Origin of the sequence: Persicitalea sp. (genome assembly GCF_041751555.1) — a bacterium.
Classification (GTDB): Bacteria; Bacteroidota; Bacteroidia; order Cytophagales; family Spirosomataceae; genus Persicitalea.
In genome coordinates this window covers 1-17959 of the sequence record NZ_JBGSXF010000110.1, presented here as the reverse complement: position 1 = coordinate 17959, position 17959 = coordinate 1, and the positions used below count along the sequence as shown (strand labels likewise).

The 17959-nt window shown below is 43.4% G+C and carries 15 protein-coding genes; 12 read left to right on the top strand and 3 right to left on the bottom strand.

What is annotated here, in order from left to right; all coding sequences use genetic code 11:
• From pnp to menD, 3 genes are all read left to right on the top strand, one after another.
• Positions 1-1105: polyribonucleotide nucleotidyltransferase (pnp, locus tag ACEW8P_RS03680; RefSeq protein WP_373511757.1), on the top strand; the 1105-nt coding region annotated here is incomplete at its 5' end.
• A gap of 81 nt (positions 1106-1186) precedes the next feature.
• Positions 1187-2050, top strand: a complete 864-nt coding sequence (locus ACEW8P_RS03675) for an RNA polymerase sigma factor RpoD/SigA (protein WP_189566828.1) — start codon at positions 1187-1189, stop codon at positions 2048-2050.
• A 131-nt stretch (positions 2051-2181) separates the two neighbouring features.
• Entirely contained in the window at positions 2182-3918 is a 1737-nt protein-coding gene (gene menD, locus ACEW8P_RS03670; protein ID WP_373511756.1) for a 2-succinyl-5-enolpyruvyl-6-hydroxy-3-cyclohexene-1-carboxylic-acid synthase, read from the top strand.
• Here menD and ACEW8P_RS03665 read toward each other — a convergent pair whose 3' ends face one another.
• Positions 3919-4953 carry a tetratricopeptide repeat protein gene (locus ACEW8P_RS03665; RefSeq protein WP_373511755.1) on the bottom strand — a complete coding sequence of 345 codons (1035 nt, stop codon included), beginning with the start codon at positions 4951-4953 and terminating at the stop codon, positions 3919-3921.
• A gap of 51 nt (positions 4954-5004) precedes the next feature.
• Here ACEW8P_RS03665 and ACEW8P_RS03660 point away from each other — a divergent pair, with 51 nt between their 5' ends.
• From ACEW8P_RS03660 to trmB, 7 genes are all read left to right on the top strand, one after another.
• On the top strand, positions 5005-5259 hold the full coding sequence (locus ACEW8P_RS03660) for a hypothetical protein (protein WP_373511754.1): 255 nt from the start codon (positions 5005-5007) through the stop codon (positions 5257-5259).
• A 114-nt stretch (positions 5260-5373) separates the two neighbouring features.
• Entirely contained in the window at positions 5374-8451 is a 3078-nt protein-coding gene (locus ACEW8P_RS03655; protein WP_373511753.1) for a tetratricopeptide repeat protein, read from the top strand.
• A 23-nt stretch (positions 8452-8474) separates the two neighbouring features.
• Entirely contained in the window at positions 8475-10142 is a 1668-nt protein-coding gene (locus ACEW8P_RS03650) for a TonB-dependent receptor (protein ID WP_373511752.1), read from the top strand.
• 38 nt (positions 10143-10180) lie between these two features.
• Complete coding sequence (locus ACEW8P_RS03645; RefSeq protein WP_373511751.1) at positions 10181-11245, top strand: SPOR domain-containing protein; 1065 nt, start codon at positions 10181-10183, stop codon at positions 11243-11245.
• 98 nt (positions 11246-11343) lie between these two features.
• Complete coding sequence (locus ACEW8P_RS03640; RefSeq protein ID WP_373511750.1) at positions 11344-12258, top strand: hypothetical protein; 915 nt, start codon at positions 11344-11346, stop codon at positions 12256-12258.
• Positions 12259-12261: 3 nt separating this feature from the next.
• Positions 12262-13557 (top strand): folylpolyglutamate synthase/dihydrofolate synthase family protein, encoded by a 1296-nt coding sequence (locus ACEW8P_RS03635; RefSeq protein ID WP_373511749.1) that lies wholly within the window; start codon positions 12262-12264, stop codon positions 13555-13557.
• Positions 13558-13567: 10 nt separating this feature from the next.
• Positions 13568-14239: a tRNA (guanosine(46)-N7)-methyltransferase TrmB gene (gene trmB, locus ACEW8P_RS03630; RefSeq protein ID WP_373511748.1), complete on the top strand. Its 672-nt coding sequence runs from the start codon at positions 13568-13570 to the stop codon at positions 14237-14239.
• Positions 14240-14274: 35 nt separating this feature from the next.
• On the opposite strand, the gene gap is transcribed toward trmB, so the two are convergent.
• A complete protein-coding gene (gene gap / locus ACEW8P_RS03625) occupies positions 14275-15282 on the bottom strand; it encodes a type I glyceraldehyde-3-phosphate dehydrogenase (protein WP_373511747.1) in 1008 nt (335 codons plus the stop codon).
• Between the two features lie 673 nt (positions 15283-15955).
• On the opposite strand from gap, the gene ACEW8P_RS03620 reads away from it, so the two are divergent.
• Positions 15956-16771, top strand: a complete 816-nt coding sequence (locus tag ACEW8P_RS03620; RefSeq protein ID WP_373511746.1) for a 2,3,4,5-tetrahydropyridine-2,6-dicarboxylate N-succinyltransferase — start codon at positions 15956-15958, stop codon at positions 16769-16771.
• 279 nt (positions 16772-17050) lie between these two features.
• Positions 17051-17497, top strand: a complete 447-nt coding sequence (locus ACEW8P_RS03615; protein ID WP_373511745.1) for a helix-turn-helix transcriptional regulator — start codon at positions 17051-17053, stop codon at positions 17495-17497.
• A gap of 278 nt (positions 17498-17775) precedes the next feature.
• On the opposite strand, the gene ACEW8P_RS03610 is transcribed toward ACEW8P_RS03615, so the two are convergent.
• Positions 17776-17959: gliding motility-associated C-terminal domain-containing protein (locus tag ACEW8P_RS03610; protein WP_373511744.1), on the bottom strand; the 184-nt coding region annotated here is incomplete at its 5' end.

Sequence of the window (17959 nt, the reverse complement as noted above, 5' to 3'; positions counted from 1 at the left end):
CGGCTCCGCTTTGTTCACTCGTGGCGAAACCCAATCATTAACGACGGTCACGCTCGGTACTAAGCTGGATGAGCAGATTGTGGATACTGCCATGTACTATGGCTACAGCAAATTTATGTTACACTACAACTTTCCCGGCTTTTCTACGGGTGAGGTGAAACCCAATCGCGGACCCGGACGTCGGGAAGTCGGTCACGGTAACCTGGCGCTGCGGGCACTAAAGAAAGTTTTGCCGCAGGGCGAAGACAATCCCTATACGATTCGCATCGTCTCAGATATTCTGGAATCTAATGGCTCGTCGTCAATGGCAACGGTTTGTGCGGGATCCTTAGCGCTCATGGATTCTGGTCTGCAAATTAAGACGCCCGTTTCGGGCATCGCGATGGGTCTGATTCTAGATCCTGAAACCGGCAATTACGCAGTACTTTCCGATATTCTGGGCGACGAGGATCACCTTGGTGACATGGATTTCAAAGTGACGGGTACCGCTAAAGGTATTACTGCTTGCCAGATGGATATCAAGGTGGACGGACTTCCCTACGAAGTACTGACTGAGGCCCTTATGCAAGCAAAGCAAGGACGGTTGCACATTCTGAATGAAATGAGCAAAGCGCTTTCTGCCCCGCGTGAAGACTTGAAGCCTCACACCCCGCGTGCGACGGTCATCAAAATCGAGCGTGAAATGATTGGTGCCGTAATCGGACCCGGCGGTAAGGTGGTGCAGGACATCCAAAAGGAATCCGGCGCTACGGTCAACATCGAGGAAAAGGATGGTGCAGGATTTGTGAGTGTGTTTTCGGCCAACAAGGAAGCGATGGACAAAGCCCTTGGACGCATCAAGGCAATCGTCATGGTTCCCGAGGTTGGGGAGACCTACACGGGTAAGGTTAAGAACATCATGCCGTTCGGCGCGTTCGTTGAATTCGTTCCTGGTAAAGATGGTTTATTGCACATTTCTGAGATTGGATGGGAGCGTCTTGAAAACATGGACGGAGTGCTCGAAGTGGGTGAGGAAGTGCAGGTCAAGCTAGTGGACGTGGATAAGAAGACTGGGAAGTACCGTTTGTCGCGGAAAGCCTTGCTGCCGAAACCAGAAAATAAATAATTTTAAAATATTATTTTTCCAATCTGAAATGATTTGGCGAAGTAATGCGTTATAAACACTAAGACACATAAAAAGATATAGATGAGACAGCTAAAAATCAGCAAACAGATTACCAACCGGGAAAGCCAGTCCCTTGATAAGTACCTGCAAGAGATTGGCAAGGTGGATTTGTTAACCCCTGACGAAGAGGTAACGCTGGCCCAGAAAATCCGTGAAGGTGACCAACTGGCGCTCGAGCGGCTGACGAAAGCAAACCTACGGTTTGTGGTGTCGGTGGCCAAACAGTACCAGAATCAGGGGTTGTCGCTGGGAGATTTAATAAATGAAGGGAATTTGGGATTGATAAAAGCTGCTCAACGGTTTGACGAAACACGTGGTTTTAAGTTCATCTCCTACGCCGTATGGTGGATTCGCCAGTCTATTTTGCAAGCCTTGGCTGAGCAATCCCGGATTGTGCGTTTGCCACTGAACCGTGTGGGCTCTTTAAATAAAATTTCCAAGACTTTCTCCGAGTTGGAGCAGCGCTTCGAGCGCGAGCCATCGCCCGAAGAATTGGCTGAAGTATTGGAGATATCTTCTTCGGAGGTAGTTGACACGATGAAAATCTCAGGTCGTCATGTTTCTATGGATGCCCCCTTCGTGCAGGGTGAAGAAAATAGTCTGCTTGATGTCCTAGAAAACGATCTGGAAGACAAGCCCGATTCCGGCTTGGTCAATGAATCGCTCCGTAAGGAAGTGCAGCGTGCCTTGTGCACACTCACTCAGCGCGAGGCCGATGTGATTGCCCTCTATTTCGGATTGAACGGCGAACACGCCATGACCCTAGAAGAGATTGGCGAGAAATTCAACCTTACCCGTGAGCGCGTCCGCCAGATTAAGGAGAAAGCCATCCGTCGTCTGCGCCATGTTTCAAGGAGCAAAGCTTTGAAGACTTATTTAGGCTAGGGGCTTTCAATAACTGCCATACACTCTTTGAAGATTCATGAAAATTAAATGTTTGAAAAGAGCTTCTTTAACGAGAAGCTCTTTTTTTGTGTAGTTCCTACTGTAATTGCTCTATTCACTCAATACTAAAAATGGCTGTCCTGCAACCCCTCATTGATCTCGCGCAACTTTGCCATCTCCACGGCGTGACTCAAGCGGTCATTTCTCCCGGTTCTCGATCCGCTGCGCTAACTTTGGCTTTTGCCAGAAATCCAAACATCGAGTGCCAGGTAGTGATGGATGAGCGAGCGGCGGGCTTCGTCGCCTTGGGAATGGCGCAGCAACTGAAAAAGCCAGTCGTCCTGATTTGTACTTCCGGGTCGGCGGCCTACAATTTTGCCCCGGCGGTAGCGGAAGCCTACTTTCAGCAAATCCCACTGGTGGTACTTACCGCTGACCGTCCGAAAGAGTGGATACACCAAAACGACGGACAAACGATTTACCAAACCGAAATCTACGGCAAACACGTCAAGGAATTCTGGGAATTACCCGCTGATTATTCGCATCCCGATGCAGTCTGGTTCATTAACCGTAGCGTAAATGAAGCGATGCTTACCACCCAAGAATTTCCGAGTGGCCCCGTACATATAAACGTACCGATTCGAGAACCTTTTTATCCGAAGAAAGAAGAAGAGTTTAGTCCTTCTGATAATATTCGTGTAATTCGACGAACAAGGACTATTGCAAAAATTGGAAATGAAACTTGGCAAGAATTAATGATGGAGTGGGAGAGAAGTGAGAAGATACTAATTGCCGTAGGTCAGCAGTCATTAAATGAGGATCTAAATTTTCATTTGTTGACTATCTCAGAAAAACTTCACCTACCAATTTTGGGAGATGTGATAAGTAATTTAAATAACACCGAACATTTTTTCAGTAAACATGATCTTTTCCTTAGCGATAACAACAACCATGAATTAATACCTGACCTATTGATAACAATCGGTCAATCATTTATTTCCAAAAATCTGAAACAATTTCTCAGGAATCACCCACCAAAATATCACTGGCATATATCGGAAGACAAACATGTAATCGATACGTTTCAAATACTGACTCAGCAGGTAGTCGTATCACCAAATTCTTTCCTCTTAAATCTACATGAGTCGATAAATTCAGAGGGAGGACGTTTTATGGACAAAGAAGATAAGTACAAAAACTACTTAGCGGCTTGGATGAAGGAAGAACAGAAGGTAACTAAGCTTTTAGACGATTTTTTACAGAACTTAACAACGTTAAATGATATAACGGCGGTTCATTTCGTATTAAAACAGATACCAGACAGCTCCACACTACACCTGGCAAATAGTATGTCGGTTCGGTACGCAAATATTTTAGGTATTGATAAACAAAACGTTGAAGTTTTCTGTAATCGAGGAACCAGTGGGATTGATGGGTGCGTCAGCACGGCCATTGGGGCGGCGATGTTATCGGATCAACCCGTCTACCTAATTGTCGGCGACGTAGCGTTTTTTTATGACCGTAACGGGCTCCTTATAGAAAATTTTCCCGATAATCTAAAAATAATACTACTTAACAACGCGGGAGGTACTATTTTTAGAGCGATCGAAGGGCCGGCTTCGCAGCCAGAATTAGAAGAGTATTTTGAAACCCAACATAATTTTAATGCCTTACGTACTGCCGACGATTCAGGTATCACCTACTTATTAATAGATCACGCAATTGATTCGAGTCTTGACGATTTAAAGATTGTCTGGAATGATTTTGAAAAAAAAAAAACAGCTAGTCTTTTGGAAATACGAACAAGCGCAGAGTCTAGTGTTAACGCATTTCAGGACTTAAAAAAATTTGTCAGGAAGCGTGAATAGTTATTGGCAGTATTGTGAATATAAAGTTTTGGCAAGACTATCTTTTAACACAATCCCTGTTTTCCAAATTTCGCAAGCTATATTATTGTTCCCAGCTTTTTGATAAGCTAGCCCGGCTTGACCGTGAAGCAGTTCCACAGGCTGAGCTAATTCTAGCGCTTTATCATAGTTTTCAATGGATTTATTTAGGTCATTCGTTTTAAAATAATACAAACCCAAATTTCGCAGAGCGTAGCCATTGTCCGGCATATTCATCAGCGAACGATTGATTAACTTGGCGGCTTCCGTCAATTCGCCAATATTTAGAAGTACAAAACCTTTATTATTTAAAGCCAGCGGATCGACGGGATTAATTGATAATGCTCGATCGAGATAATCGCTGGCAAGTTGCCATTGACCGTTACGGGAGGCGAGCAGTCCTAGATTATTCAGTGCCTCGGGTTGCTTTGGGTCTATGCGCAAAGCTTTCTCAAAATCTGCTTTGGCAGGTACGTACTGCTTTTGGTTGAAATAGATGGCGCCGCGGTTGATTAAAGCTTTGGAATTGCCTGGTGAGAGCTGAATAGCTCTGTCATAATCGGCAAGGGCAGCGGATTGGTTGTTTTTACCCACCCGGATATTTCCCTGTATAAGATAATATTGTGAAGAGTCGGAGTAATATTTACGAATGAACATAAGATCGTTCAAGGCTTCATCCCAACGGCCCAGCCGCGCCGCGACTTCGGCGCGTGCCAAGTAGGCTGGATAAAGCTGCTCTTCGGTTTCTATTGCGTTATTAAGTGACTGCAAAGCGTCAACCGGCCGTTGTAATTGCAGCAAAGCCAGTCCTTTATTCAAATGGGCATCAGGAAAATCAGCATTTTTAGCCAGTGCTTCGTCGTAATAATACAAAGCCTGTTCATAATTTTCCTGATCAAGCTGAACGTTGCCCTTCAAAAAAAAATTCGCTGCATCCTCTTTCTCAACAGACTGGCATCCAGGTATTAAAGTGCCAATAAATAGAAATAATAGTGGACTTGTTCTCAATAAAGTCATCAAATTATTATAGTTAAACCTAACTTTTCACTCTATCTTCCAAAATCAACCATGCGCTATCTCAAAGACATTCCTAATGAACATTACAAAGTTGGACTATACCAATGGAACGGAAAGTATATCGTAAAGTTTGAGGCGGGTGGTAGTTACGAGCAAATCTATAAAATTGACGAGACAGAATTCGAATCAACCGATGAATTGGTGTCTGTTCTGGATGAGGATTTTGTAAAAACGATCTCAGACCGCTTTCGCCGAATGCACATTGACACTCAGGAAAGCATGAAAAGAAATGGTGTGATATTTTAGGCACATGTTCTTTCTGACTTGTTAAACCGGGTAAAGTGGTTCATCTGCAATACGCAAAAGGACAAAAAGCCGTTTATTACGATAAGTATTCGCTGTTGCCAATAGGGGAAAAGTTTGAATACCGCCGGACAAAGCCTAATTTTGGCCATTCTACAACTCGTTCACCAATCCAACTCTATGTTATTGAAGCGTAGTCTGAAAACCCTGCTTTTATTTGCCTGTGTAGGGCAAGCGGTAGTTTTCGGTCAAAACACTATGGGCTATACTCAGCCCGAGGCCCACTTTCGCAATGGCCTGGAATATTTCGAAAAGTCGAACTTCGTGGCTGCCCGGCAGGAATTCAACGAATTCTTGGCTGCTCAGGACAAACTTCTTACTACGAGTGATTACAATGCCGTGACCGCCGAATACTATGTGGCGGTGACGGGCCTTTATCTTAAATATCCCGAAGCCGAAGTACAGGTGGATCGCTTCGTGCGCAATCACGCCGAGCATCCAAAAGCACAGTTGATCTACGCCGATCTGGGGAAATATTACTACGAAGGTGGTGATTACGAACAAGCCATTGGCTACCTTGAAAAAGCCATGCAGGTGGCAGGAGGGGGAAGTAAGCGGGCGGAAACGCTGTATCGTTTGGGAATGTCGTATTACAATACCCAAAAACTCGATCAGGCGCTAACCTACTTTGATCAGGTGAAAACGGAGACGGATTTTGAAAATGCCGCCGATGCCTCCTTTTTCGCTGGGGTGATTAATTATAAAAACAATCGGTACCGCCAAGCCTACGAGGATTTTCTCCGCATTGAAAATCACCCTTACTATAAGAATGAGGCACCCAATTGGATTGTGTCCTCACTGTATCAGCTGAAAGATTTCGACACATTGCTGACCTATGGTGAGCGAATACTTTCCCAACAGCAAGGAAATACCAATCTAGACGATGTGGCCCTGTACGTAGCGGAGGTGCAATACGAAAAAGGGGATTATGAGGCTGCGGTAAAATCCTACGATCGCTATAAGCGTATGAAGCCTGGGGGTTTGCCACCAACGGTTGCGCTGCATTATGGACATTCCCAGTTCAGGAACAACAATTTCGAAGGGGCTATCGAAACCATGAAGAATATTGCGCCCGGTAAAGATTCGGTAGCGCAATACGCTTCTTACTTGGTAGGGATCAGTTATCTTCAAACCAGTAACCCCAATTTTGCCCTGACTGCTTTCGACAACGCGGCTCGGTTAGCTTTTAATACTTTGGTTCAGGAAGAGGCAGCCTATAATCACGCCAAGGTTCAGTTGGAATTGGGGAATTACAGTGCATCGATCTCAGAACTTAGCGATTACCTGAAAAAGTACCCGAACACTAAAAATCAGGACGAGGTGGCCCAGTTGATCACTGAGGCGTACTCCGGCTCCAATAACAGCGCGGGGGCCATCACCTACATTGAGGGTTTAAGAAACCGAACGCCGAAGATCAACGCAACTTACCAGCGGCTTACTTACAACCAGGGCGTCAATGAATTCAATACTGAACAGTACCCGGCCGCTATTTCGGATTTCAACAAATCGTTAAAGTACCCTATTGACGAAGATATTTTCGTTGCCGCCACCTATCATAAAGCCGAAGCTTACTCGGCTCAACAGAAATATGACGAAGCCAAGCCCATTTACGCTCAGTTGACTAAGAACGTCGACGCAGGAATCTATCGTCGTAAGAGCCTGTATGCTTTGGGATACGCTTATTACAATCAGAAGAAATACAGCGAGGCATTGCCCTACTTCAAGGAATTTACAGCAAATACAGAGGGTATGTCCTCTCAAATGATTGAAGATAGCTATGTGCGGTTGGGCGATAGCTATTTGGCTTTGAAGAAGTACACCGAGGCGGTCAACACATACGAGCAGGTAACGCGCAACGGTAAGGTAGATAATGATTACTCACTCTTCCAAAAGGGCCGTGCGTTCGTATATATGAACCGGGAAATGGATGCCCGTCGCCAGTTCGAGCTTCTTATAAGCCAATACCCGACTTCGCGTTACGTAGATGATGCTATGTTCCAAATCTCAGACTTGGAATTCCAGAAAGACAACTTTCAACAGTCCGTTCGCCTGTTTACGCGGATGATTAATGAAAAGCCAAAAAGTATCCTGATCCCGGCTGCTCTTCTTCGTCGGGCCCAGTCTTACTACAATATTCAAGTGTATGAGGAGGCGATTAATGATTTCAGGCGAATTTTGCAGGAATTTCCTGCCTCGCCATCGGCTTCTAGTGCTTTGGAGGGAATTCAGGAGAGTTATAACGCCGTTGGTCGCCCCGAGGAGTTCACACAGATTTTGGCGATTGTCAGGAAAAATAATCCTGGCAATACCAAACTCGACGACGTGGAGTTCGATAACGCCCGCAACCTGTTTTACGCCGAAAAGTACCCCCAGTCTATTCAGGCGATCCAGGAATATTTGCAAGCTTATCCTCAAAGTAAGAACCAATATGATGCCCGCTACTTCTTAGGTGCAGCATATGAGAAGACAGATCAGGCAGAGAAGGCCTTGGAGTATTACGGGCAAGTTGTGCAGGAAAACCGCTCCAACTACGTGGCGGCGGCCGCTCAGAAATCGGCTGAATTGGAAATCGCCAGGGGAAATTACGCCAGCGCGGTGGGTAATTTCAAAGTTCTGCTCCGAAACGCGGAAAATAAAAAGGAGCAAACTCTTGCTTCGATTGGTCTAATGAATACTTACTACGCTCTCAAAAGCTACGATTCTACACTGTATTACGCCAATCAGGTAATCAAGGTCGGTAATATTGTACCTGGCGGCTTAGGCAAAGCACAACTGTATTTGGGCAAAGTACCCTACGAACGCGGGGACTACGTGAAAGCCTCGGAGGAATTCCAAAAACTGGCACTGGCCAGTAAAGATGAATTCGGCGCGGAGGCAAAGTACTGGATCGCGATGATTCAATTTAAGGAGAAGAAGTATTCTGAGGCTGAAAAAACGGTCTTTGATTTAAGTAAAGAATTTGAGGGCATCGACTTCTGGCGCGTTCGCTCTTTCATTCTCTTGGCCGATATTTACATGGGTATGAACGAAAAAGCCCAGGCCAAGGCCACGCTGCAATCCATCATTGAAAATTCCGAAGATGCGGAAGCAGTTAGTCTCGCTCAACTGAAATTGGCCGAAATTGAAAAGAAATAATTCCCCTTCCAGCAAATCACAATATGAATAGGAAAGTAAATAATATCGGCGGACTGATTGCGTTAGCCCTGCTGACTTCGGCTACCGCTTTCGCACAGCGAGGCGAGATTGAGAGCCAGACTTACGAAATTGTAAAGGAAAAAAGTATTGAGTTTCCGGTAGCCAATCGACTTTTCGATAAAGTCCAACCCGCAGAAGCTAAAACGACGGATAAGAAAGTCACTTATGAGTTCATTGATCCCAAGATAAATTTGGCTTCACCTAAGTTGACTCCGTCGGTTTCGATACCCTCCGATGAGAAGTCGCGACAGAATATGCCGGAGGCTCTCAACAACTACATCAAATTAGGCGGCGGAAACTACGGGCGATTTCTGGGCGAAGGCTTCGTAAGTACTCGCCCTTCAGAGGATCTTGTTTTCTCTGCGCACTTAAAGCAACTGTCGGCGGCGACGGGACCTGTATACGGCAAAAACTCTGCTAACGCCACTACTGACTTGCGATTTGCAGGAAAGTACATTCGCAACGCTTTCAAGGTCGATGGCCAAATCGATTATGATCGCAAAAATTTTTATTTCTATGGATATACTCCACAGCCAGAGACGGTAGTTATTGACCGAGATAGCATTCGACAGACGACTAATTTGTTCGGAGTGCAGCTCGGCTTTGAGAACACAGATGCTAAGTCGCTGGTCGATTATTCGGTTCGTACCAATTTTTACAACTTGAAAGATCGTTATAATGCCTCAGAAACGGATTGGGGTACTACATTGAAGGGATCACTGCCTGTTATGGATAATCTTTATGCCTTGTTCGAGGCGGGAGCATTCATTTCTCAAAGGGTAGATTCTGAAACTTACAATCGGAATGTGTTTCGGATAAAACCTCATTTTAAGTACGTAACGGACTTCTTCTCGCTTACGGCGGGAGCAAACGTTGTAAACCAGACAGACAATACACTCAACATCAATAGTACCCGTATTTACCCGGTTTTAAACCTGGATGTGGTACCTATTCCAGGTCTTCACATTTATGCAGGTTGGGAAGGTGACCTGGTTCGTAATACTTTACGATCTATGCTTTCAGAAAATCGCTGGTTATCTCCCGACGCGTTGATTTTGAATACAGACAAGCGATCAGATATCTACGCAGGCGTTAAAGGCGAGAACACGCAGGGGATTAATTTCGAGGGAAAAGTAAGCTACGCCAACTACGGTAATTTTTATGCATTCAACAATTCGCTTGCTGACACATCAAAATTTTCTATCCTGTACGATGGCGACAAAACCAACATCCTTACCGTCTCGGCGCAGGTAGGCTACACGCACAACGACATCCTTAGAACTTCATTAAAGACTAGCTTTTACAACTACAAATTAGGTGTATTGAAGGAAGCCTGGCATCGTCCAACTTTCTCGTTAAACTGGTTTAATGCACTCTCGTTAAACAAAAAACTTTTCGTTAGTAGTGATTTTTACGTGATTTCGGGATTAAAGGGAAATAATTTCCAAAGTGAAAAAATTATAAAACTGCCGACGATAATCGACCTTAATTTGAAGATAGACTACCTGTTAACCAAGAACTTCTCAGCCTTTGTGTCGATTAACAACATCTTGGGAAAACAATATTCTCGCTACCTCTACTACCCACAGATGGGATTGAACTTTGTTGGTGGATTGTCATTTTCTTTCTAATTTCGTTTAGTTAAAGTTTAGCTAAACCCAATTAGAAGATGATACACGTTGACAAGTACATCCGTAAATTACTGTTCGAGTTTGATTGTGTGATCATTCCGGATTTTGGAGGAATTCTTACGCACCGGGTCGGAGTTAAGTATGATGAATCGGCCCGCGTTTTCAGGCCTTCCGGTAAGCGTTTGGCTTTCAACGAAATCCTGAAAATAGATGATGGACTACTTGCCTATTATCTAGCAGTAGGTGAAGAGATAACCCACGAACAGGCATTGGAAGCAATCAGACAATTTGTCGATTCCTTTCGTTCAGAACTATCATCCAGCCACGCCGCTACAATTGACAAAATAGGTAGTTTCTCGACTAACTATGAGGGTAAGCTCATTTTTGAACCAGACTATACGCAAAATTACGACCAGGAGTGGTTCGGGTTGGAGGATGTAAGCGCCTATCGTTATGAACGCTTGCCTAACTGGCAGGGGCAGGAAAAGAATGTTGAGGACACAGAAGTATTCGTAGCTAATGATGTCTCTATTATTCCTCTACCCACCAAAAGCAACTTGCGTTGGGGTTGGGCCGCTGCAGCTGTCGTTATTTGCGCTGCAAGTGCTGCCAGTTATCTTTACGAGCCATCGGATAACAGCCTACTGAGTTCTCTGAATCCTATATCGATCGTCAAGGACTTTTATCCGAATTCAAATGAAGTTGAAACGGATATACCCACTGCATTTGAAGTAAATACACCTATAAACGTAGTTTATTTTCAGGAACTGAAACCAGAGTTTATTCCGGTGGTGGAAGAGTCGACACCAGAGGCAGCTGATAGGGTCAACGTTGTAAACATTGATCTTGCACCCCCGGCCAAACAAGCTAAAGAAGATTATTTTCTTATTGCGGGCGCTTTTGAGGGCCAGAAAAACGCTCGAAAACTGAGAAGCCAGCTGTTGCGTCAGGGGTTGAGTGAGGCTACTATTTTAGATAGGACTTCGGGCAAATACATATTGGTAGCTGCTGGGTCGTATGAAACACATTCACAGGCTATGCAAGATAAATCCAAAATTGATGGGCTTACCCAAGCCGAATCATGGGTTTATCATCGCAAATGATTTAGGTTATAGCAACTAATTTTAAGGCCCTACGGGGCCTTTTTTTGTAAAGAGACGAATTCAGTCTAAATTTACGTTATATCGAAAAACAGCCTCGTATGTTATCCATTAATGCCGAAGACCGTCAAAGAATTGCTGCCTCATGGGCCATATCGGTGGCCACTACGCTTTTGATTCTGATCGCTTTTTTCTTCATCCGGCTAAGCCAGTCGCAAAAGGTAGTTGCTCCCATGGAGTTGTTTGTAGAGGTGAACTATGGAACAAGCGACGTGGGTAGCGGTAAAATTCAGACTTTTAATAAACCCAGTGATTCAAAAGTCGCTGAAAATATGAAGGCGGGGGAGGAGAAGATTCAGAAGAAAGCTGAGGCACCGCGCCCAACGCCTCCAACACCCCGTCCTGAACCAATCAAGCCTACTACTAAGGTTGTTCAAAAGCCCGTCATTACTTCCAAAGCCGAAAGCCCGGTGGAAGAACCGGAGCGCAATGAGTCCAAAAAAGTGACGAGTAGTGCACCCAGCACGTCGAGCACCACGACCCCGACACCCACAAAAACTATTAATAACGATGCACTTTTCAAGAAATCATCGGGATCTGGCTCGGGTAGCAATGGTACTAATGGTACCGCTACGGGTGTAGGCGGTAATAACAACGGCGATGACGCAAGTGGAGTAGGGGACAAGGGGGCTAAGAGCGGAAGTCTTTACGCAAAATCTTATAAAGGCGGCGGCGGCGGAGGTACGGGTGTAGGACTTAGTCTTAATGGATGGGCGTGGTCACGTCCCCCGTCGGTCAATGATAATTCGGACGCTACGGGCGAAATAACATTCAATATAGTGGTTGGTAGCAACGGACGGGTAAAGACAGTAGTGCTGAGAAAATCAACTGTCTCGGATTACAATGTGATCAATAAATACCGGGACGCCGTTCGGGTATTGACTTTCATCCAAAAGGCAGCTAATGTACCAGACGAGTCTTCTGGAACCATAACATTTAAGATCAGCGCTCAATAGAATATGACTTTTCAATCAGCGATCGACTATCTATATAGCCGCTTGCCAGTATTCCAAAATCAAGGGACCCGGGCTTACAAGCCGGGTCTTTCTGGTATAACTGGTCTATGTCAATTATTGGGTAATCCTCATGAGCAATTTAAATGCATCCATGTGGGTGGCACCAATGGCAAAGGCAGCACGTCCCATATGCTAGCCTCTGTTCTGCAAGCTGCCGGATACCGTGTCGGACTCTATACTTCTCCCCATCTTAAATCTTTTACTGAGCGAATCAGAGTAAATGGTGACGAGGTGGTTAAAAAATTTGTGGCTGAGTTTGTATCTCAATATGCTAACTACATTAATAGCCATAAGCCTTCCTTCTTTGAAGTGACGGTAGCGATGGCATTCGACTACTTTGCTGCCCAAGAGATTGACATCGCCGTGGTTGAGGTTGGTATGGGAGGTCGTCTTGATTCCACCAACATTATTACACCTGAAGTCTCTATTATTACTAATATTGGTTGGGATCATATGCAGTACTTAGGAGATAGTCTCTCCTTGATTGCACATGAGAAGGCTGGAATAATAAAGCCAGAAGTACCTCTGGTCGTAAGCGAAATGCCTGCTCCAGAAGTATTGGGAGTATTTAAAAGTACTACTCGACAGATGTCATCGGAATTGATACTAGCCGCCAATGAGTACGTGGTTCTCAGTTGTGTTTCTAATGGTTATTCACAGACTGTAGAATTAAGAAAAACCCAAGATTCTTCCGAGTACTCATTTACGTTAGGGCTTGCAGGTACCTATCAAATAGACAATTTGAAAGGAGTGCTATGTGTTCTGGATATTTTGAAAAAGCTGGGATATAACATAGAGCTAACTGCAATCGAATCAGGCTTGGCTCATGTTGCAGCGACTACTGGACTGAAGGGGCGCTGGCAGATTTTATCTAGCAAACCGGTAGTTATAGCTGATACCGCACACAATCTGGATGGCTTGAAGCGTACGATAGAACAATTTTGTGCTATAACTGCCAATCGGCTTCATTTTGTTTTGGGCTTCGTGGCTGATAAGGATGTTCAGAAAATTCTTTCGTTGTTTCCTATTGACGCTTCTTACTATTTTTGCCAGCCGTCTGTGCATCGGGCTATGGCGGTCGGTGAATTGGCGCTGAAGGCTGAAGAAGTAGGATTGGTCGGAAAAATATTTAGAAATGTTAACGAAGCCCTTTCGAGTGCAATTGAAAATGCGTCAGAGCATGACGCTATTTATGTAGGCGGTAGTACTTTTGTCGTCGCTGATTTGGAGCAAATTTAGGATATCTACTTTGAGCAGGAGGAAATTAGATAAGTACCAATTTAGTCGAGAGGCTGAAAATGTTATTGAAAGAGGTAAAGCACTCTATACGACAATTAAAGGAAAATGGAATGAAATTTATTTTGGAAATCAAAATCCTATTACCCTCGAACTCGCCTGTGGGAAAGGAGAATACAGTATTGGTATAGCCCAAAAATTCCCTGATCGTAATTTCATTGGAATAGATATAAAGGGCGATCGTTTGGCTCGGGGTAGTAAAATTGCCACCCAACTTAAATTGAAAAATGTTGCTTTTTTGAGGACTTCTATCCAATACATTGATGAGTTCTTTATCGAAAACGAAGTAAATGAAATCTGGCTGGTTCATCCCGATCCCCAGCTAAGGGATCGCGATGAAAAGAAAAGACTAACTAATTCCTTATTTCTAAAAAGTTACGAAAAATACTTGTGTCCTGAAGGTTTTTTCCATCTGAAGACTGATAGTTTTCCACTATACGAGTATAGCCTGGCGACACTTACCGAGTCAAATCTGGAAATTGTAAAATATACCACAGATTTATACGATTCCGATTTGTTACCGTATCACTTAGGAATTACTACACATTATGAAAAGGTATTTTTATCGAAAGGGTTTAGTATCAACTATATACAGGCAATCAACAAAAAAGGGACGTCGATCTGACGCCCCTTTTTTATCAAAAATCAATTTCGATAATCTTAGATCAGCTTAGCGAAATAATCCACTGTACGAACCAGTTGTGAAACGTAAGACATTTCATTGTCATACCAACTCACTGTACGAATAATTTGAGTCTCGCCGGCTTTTTGTACCTTGGTTTGAGTGGCATCGAATAGCGAACCATAGGTAATACCTACAATATCGCTGCTAACAATTTCATCCTCCGTATAGCCAAAGCTTTCATCAGCCGCTGCTTTCATAGCGGCATTGATTTCTTCCACCGATGTCTCTTTGCTTACAATACAGGTTAGTTCAGTTAGTGAACCAGTGAGGACAGGAACTCGTTGCGCTGAGCCATCCAGTTTACCTTTCAAACTTGGCAGCACTAGTCCGATCGCTTTAGCAGCACCGGTTGAAGAGGGAACTATGTTGTATGCTGCTGCACGAGCCCGGCGTAGATCGCCTTTTGCATGTGGCGAATCCTGTGTGTTCTGATCGTTGGTGTAAGCATGAATTGTCGTCATCAAACCATTGATCAGACCGAACTGGTCGTCAATGACCTTAGCCATTGGCGCCAGGCAATTAGTAGTACAAGAGGCACAGCTGATAATCTTTTCCGAACCGTCGAGAATATCGTGGTTCACATTGAATACTATTGTCTTCAAATTACCAGTTGCGGGAGCGGAAATAACCACTTTTTTTGCGCCAGCTTTTAAGTGAGCTGATGCTTTTTCCTCGCTGGTAAAAAAGCCGGTGCATTCAAGTACTACATCTACATCATGATCTGCCCAGGGGATCTGTGATGGGTCGCGCTGTGAGTATATAACCACATCTTCGCCATTAACAGTGATTGACTTGTCTTTGGATTTGACTTCTGCATCAAATCGTCCTTGTGCGGTATCATACTTGAGCAAATGAGCCAGAGTATCTGGACTCGTAAGATCGTTGATGGCTACCACATCAATTCCTTTCATATTGTATATCTGTCGATACACTAGACGGCCAATTCGGCCAAAACCATTAATTGCAACTTTTACATCTGACATTATGAATTCTTGGATTGGTTAATAATGACAATATTAATGAAAAATCCGCTTTAACAGTTCCGGAACGCAGGAATATTAACTTAGAGCAGGTTAAATAAACAATGTCAATTAACTACTTTAAATAGTATTATAATTATATTAAACTACAAAAAATAGTAAAATACTAATCATGTTAGTTTATAGATTACTAAAAATAATAGTATTATGTCTTTTTATCTTCTGTTTGCTCGCATTTTATACTATCTGACGATGTGAGGTTTTAAGCAATGTGTATGTCGGCACCTCCATCTGTGCCCCTCGACTAATGACCATTGCTGGCGGTTCCTACTTATTTGAATCACTTAACAGACTTTATACTATCTGCCGTATCCGATTGTACCTTATCCTAAATTCATTCAACACGATCAGTAATAAGTTTGAGGGAATAATAGCGTATGATACAACTTTTATACAATCGGTTTTAGTGAGCAGAATGTGTTTTCTATTGGATTACCCCTCAGGTTTGAACCTCAATCTGTATATTTACCCTGATGTATGGGCCTAAATTCAACATGTGATAACAATATCATGCCATTAATCTAAATGCATAATTAAATCTTATTACTATTTTTATTCTCATAATCAATTGTTTTTTAGATGTTTTAAAACATTTTTATTGATCAAACACTTTAACATGAATTTTCAGAAGCTAATTGAAGAATGCTGGGAGAATCGCGAACTGTTGTCTCAAAGCGACACTGTTGAGGCAATTGCCGCAATCATCGAAGAAGTAGACAAAGGACGACTCAGAGTAGCTGAGAATGTATCCGAGGGTGTGTGGCAGGTAAACGAATGGGTTAAGAAGGCTATTATTCTTTATTTTCCCATTCAACAAATGTCAGTCACTGAAGTAGGCATCTTTGAATACCACGATAAGATGCGCCTAAAAACCGGCTACGGTCAACTAGGGGTGAGGGTAGTTCCTCCGGCAGTGGCTCGTTACGGGTCATTTTTGGCCAAAGGGGTCATTTTGATGCCATCATACGTGAATATTGGCGCCTATGTGGATGAAGGTACTATGGTCGACACTTGGGCCACTGTGGGAAGTTGCGCCCAGATCGGCAAGAATGTGCACCTGAGTGGCGGGGTAGGAATAGGAGGGGTCCTGGAACCTGTGCAAGCATCGCCCGTAATCATAGAAGACGGTGCTTTTATCGGATCAAGGTGCATCGTGGTAGAAGGAGCGCACATCGCAAGCCGAGCCGTACTTGGAGCTGGCGTAACTATTACAGGTAGTTCTAAAATCATAGATGTTACGGGCGACACTCCAGTAGAGTATAAAGGATTTGTTCCAGCTAATTCAGTTGTAATTCCCGGCACGCTCTCGAAGGAGTTCAAGGCTGGAACTTATCAGGTTCCTTGTGCTCTTATCATTGGGAAACGAAAGGCTAGTACTGATTTGAAAACTTCGCTAAACGAAGCTCTCAGAGAGAACCAGGTTGTTGTCTAGTGCTTGCATTCATCTGAAACAACAATACTAACTTAGTATTGTTGTTTCAGCATTCTCTTTTCTCAGACTGCTAAATAGGCACCGTGCTAAATCTAACTAACACGCGGTGCCTATTTTTTTTTTGACTGGTAGAACATGATGTTTTAAATAGCGTAAACCACATTTGTAAATTCCCCGAAGCGAAACAGCAAATGTCAATTTATCAATAACTTACATTTGTTGTTTGTTTATTTAACATATTGAATTTACATTTGTCTGCACCATATCAACCTTTTTTGTGTGGATTTGAACGATAAAATAAAACAGATTCTAGTTGACAAAAGTATATCACCTTCTCATTTTGCTGATGAGATTGGGGTACAGAGGTCTAGTGTTTCCCACATATTATCGGGACGAAACAGGCCAAGCTTAGACATTGTGCAGAAAATTATCATGCGCTATCCTGACTTGGGCATGGAATGGATCATGGATGACGAAGAGCTCCCAAAGCTTGAACCTGACCGAAGTGAACTTCAATCAGAACCTACCAAGCAAGTACGCTCTGAACCGCAAATCGTCGATCGCTTAGAATTGGCTGAAAAAAAAATACCGGCCACTAGTCCGGTACAAACAAATCTCAAAGCGCCCGAAAAAGGTCAATACCTTACAGGGGATAATCTCAAAGCCATCGAGAAGATACTAGTATTTTACACTGACGGCACCTTCAAACAGTATTCACCACAATAGCCCTTAACTAGGGAATGAATAATAGTTTGTATATACTTAAACACGCAAAAGATTCACTTACTTCACCTCTTAGTTTTGGAATGTAGAGGGTCTATACCCAAAGCTAAAAATTATTAAAGTAAAGTTACATAGTATGATTGTTGTTATTTTTTTAACCTGCTGTGTTTCAATAAGTTAATAATAAATGTTCCACGTGAATCGTAATTAATTAGCAGATAGGTAGTTAAGATCAAATATAAATGGTTCTCCTGTGGAACATGGTCTGCTAGTGCGCGAGACTAGTAAATTATCAATATACTACCCTTGAAGTTCTCGAAGCTGGTTTTAATCAAGTAGGTATATATCCCGGTAGGGACTATTACGTTTTTAAAAGTCCCATCCCAAGGATTTTCGTAATTATTCTCAGAGAACACTATGGTTCCCCAACGATCATAAATCCTTATTGTCTCAATAAGCTGTTCT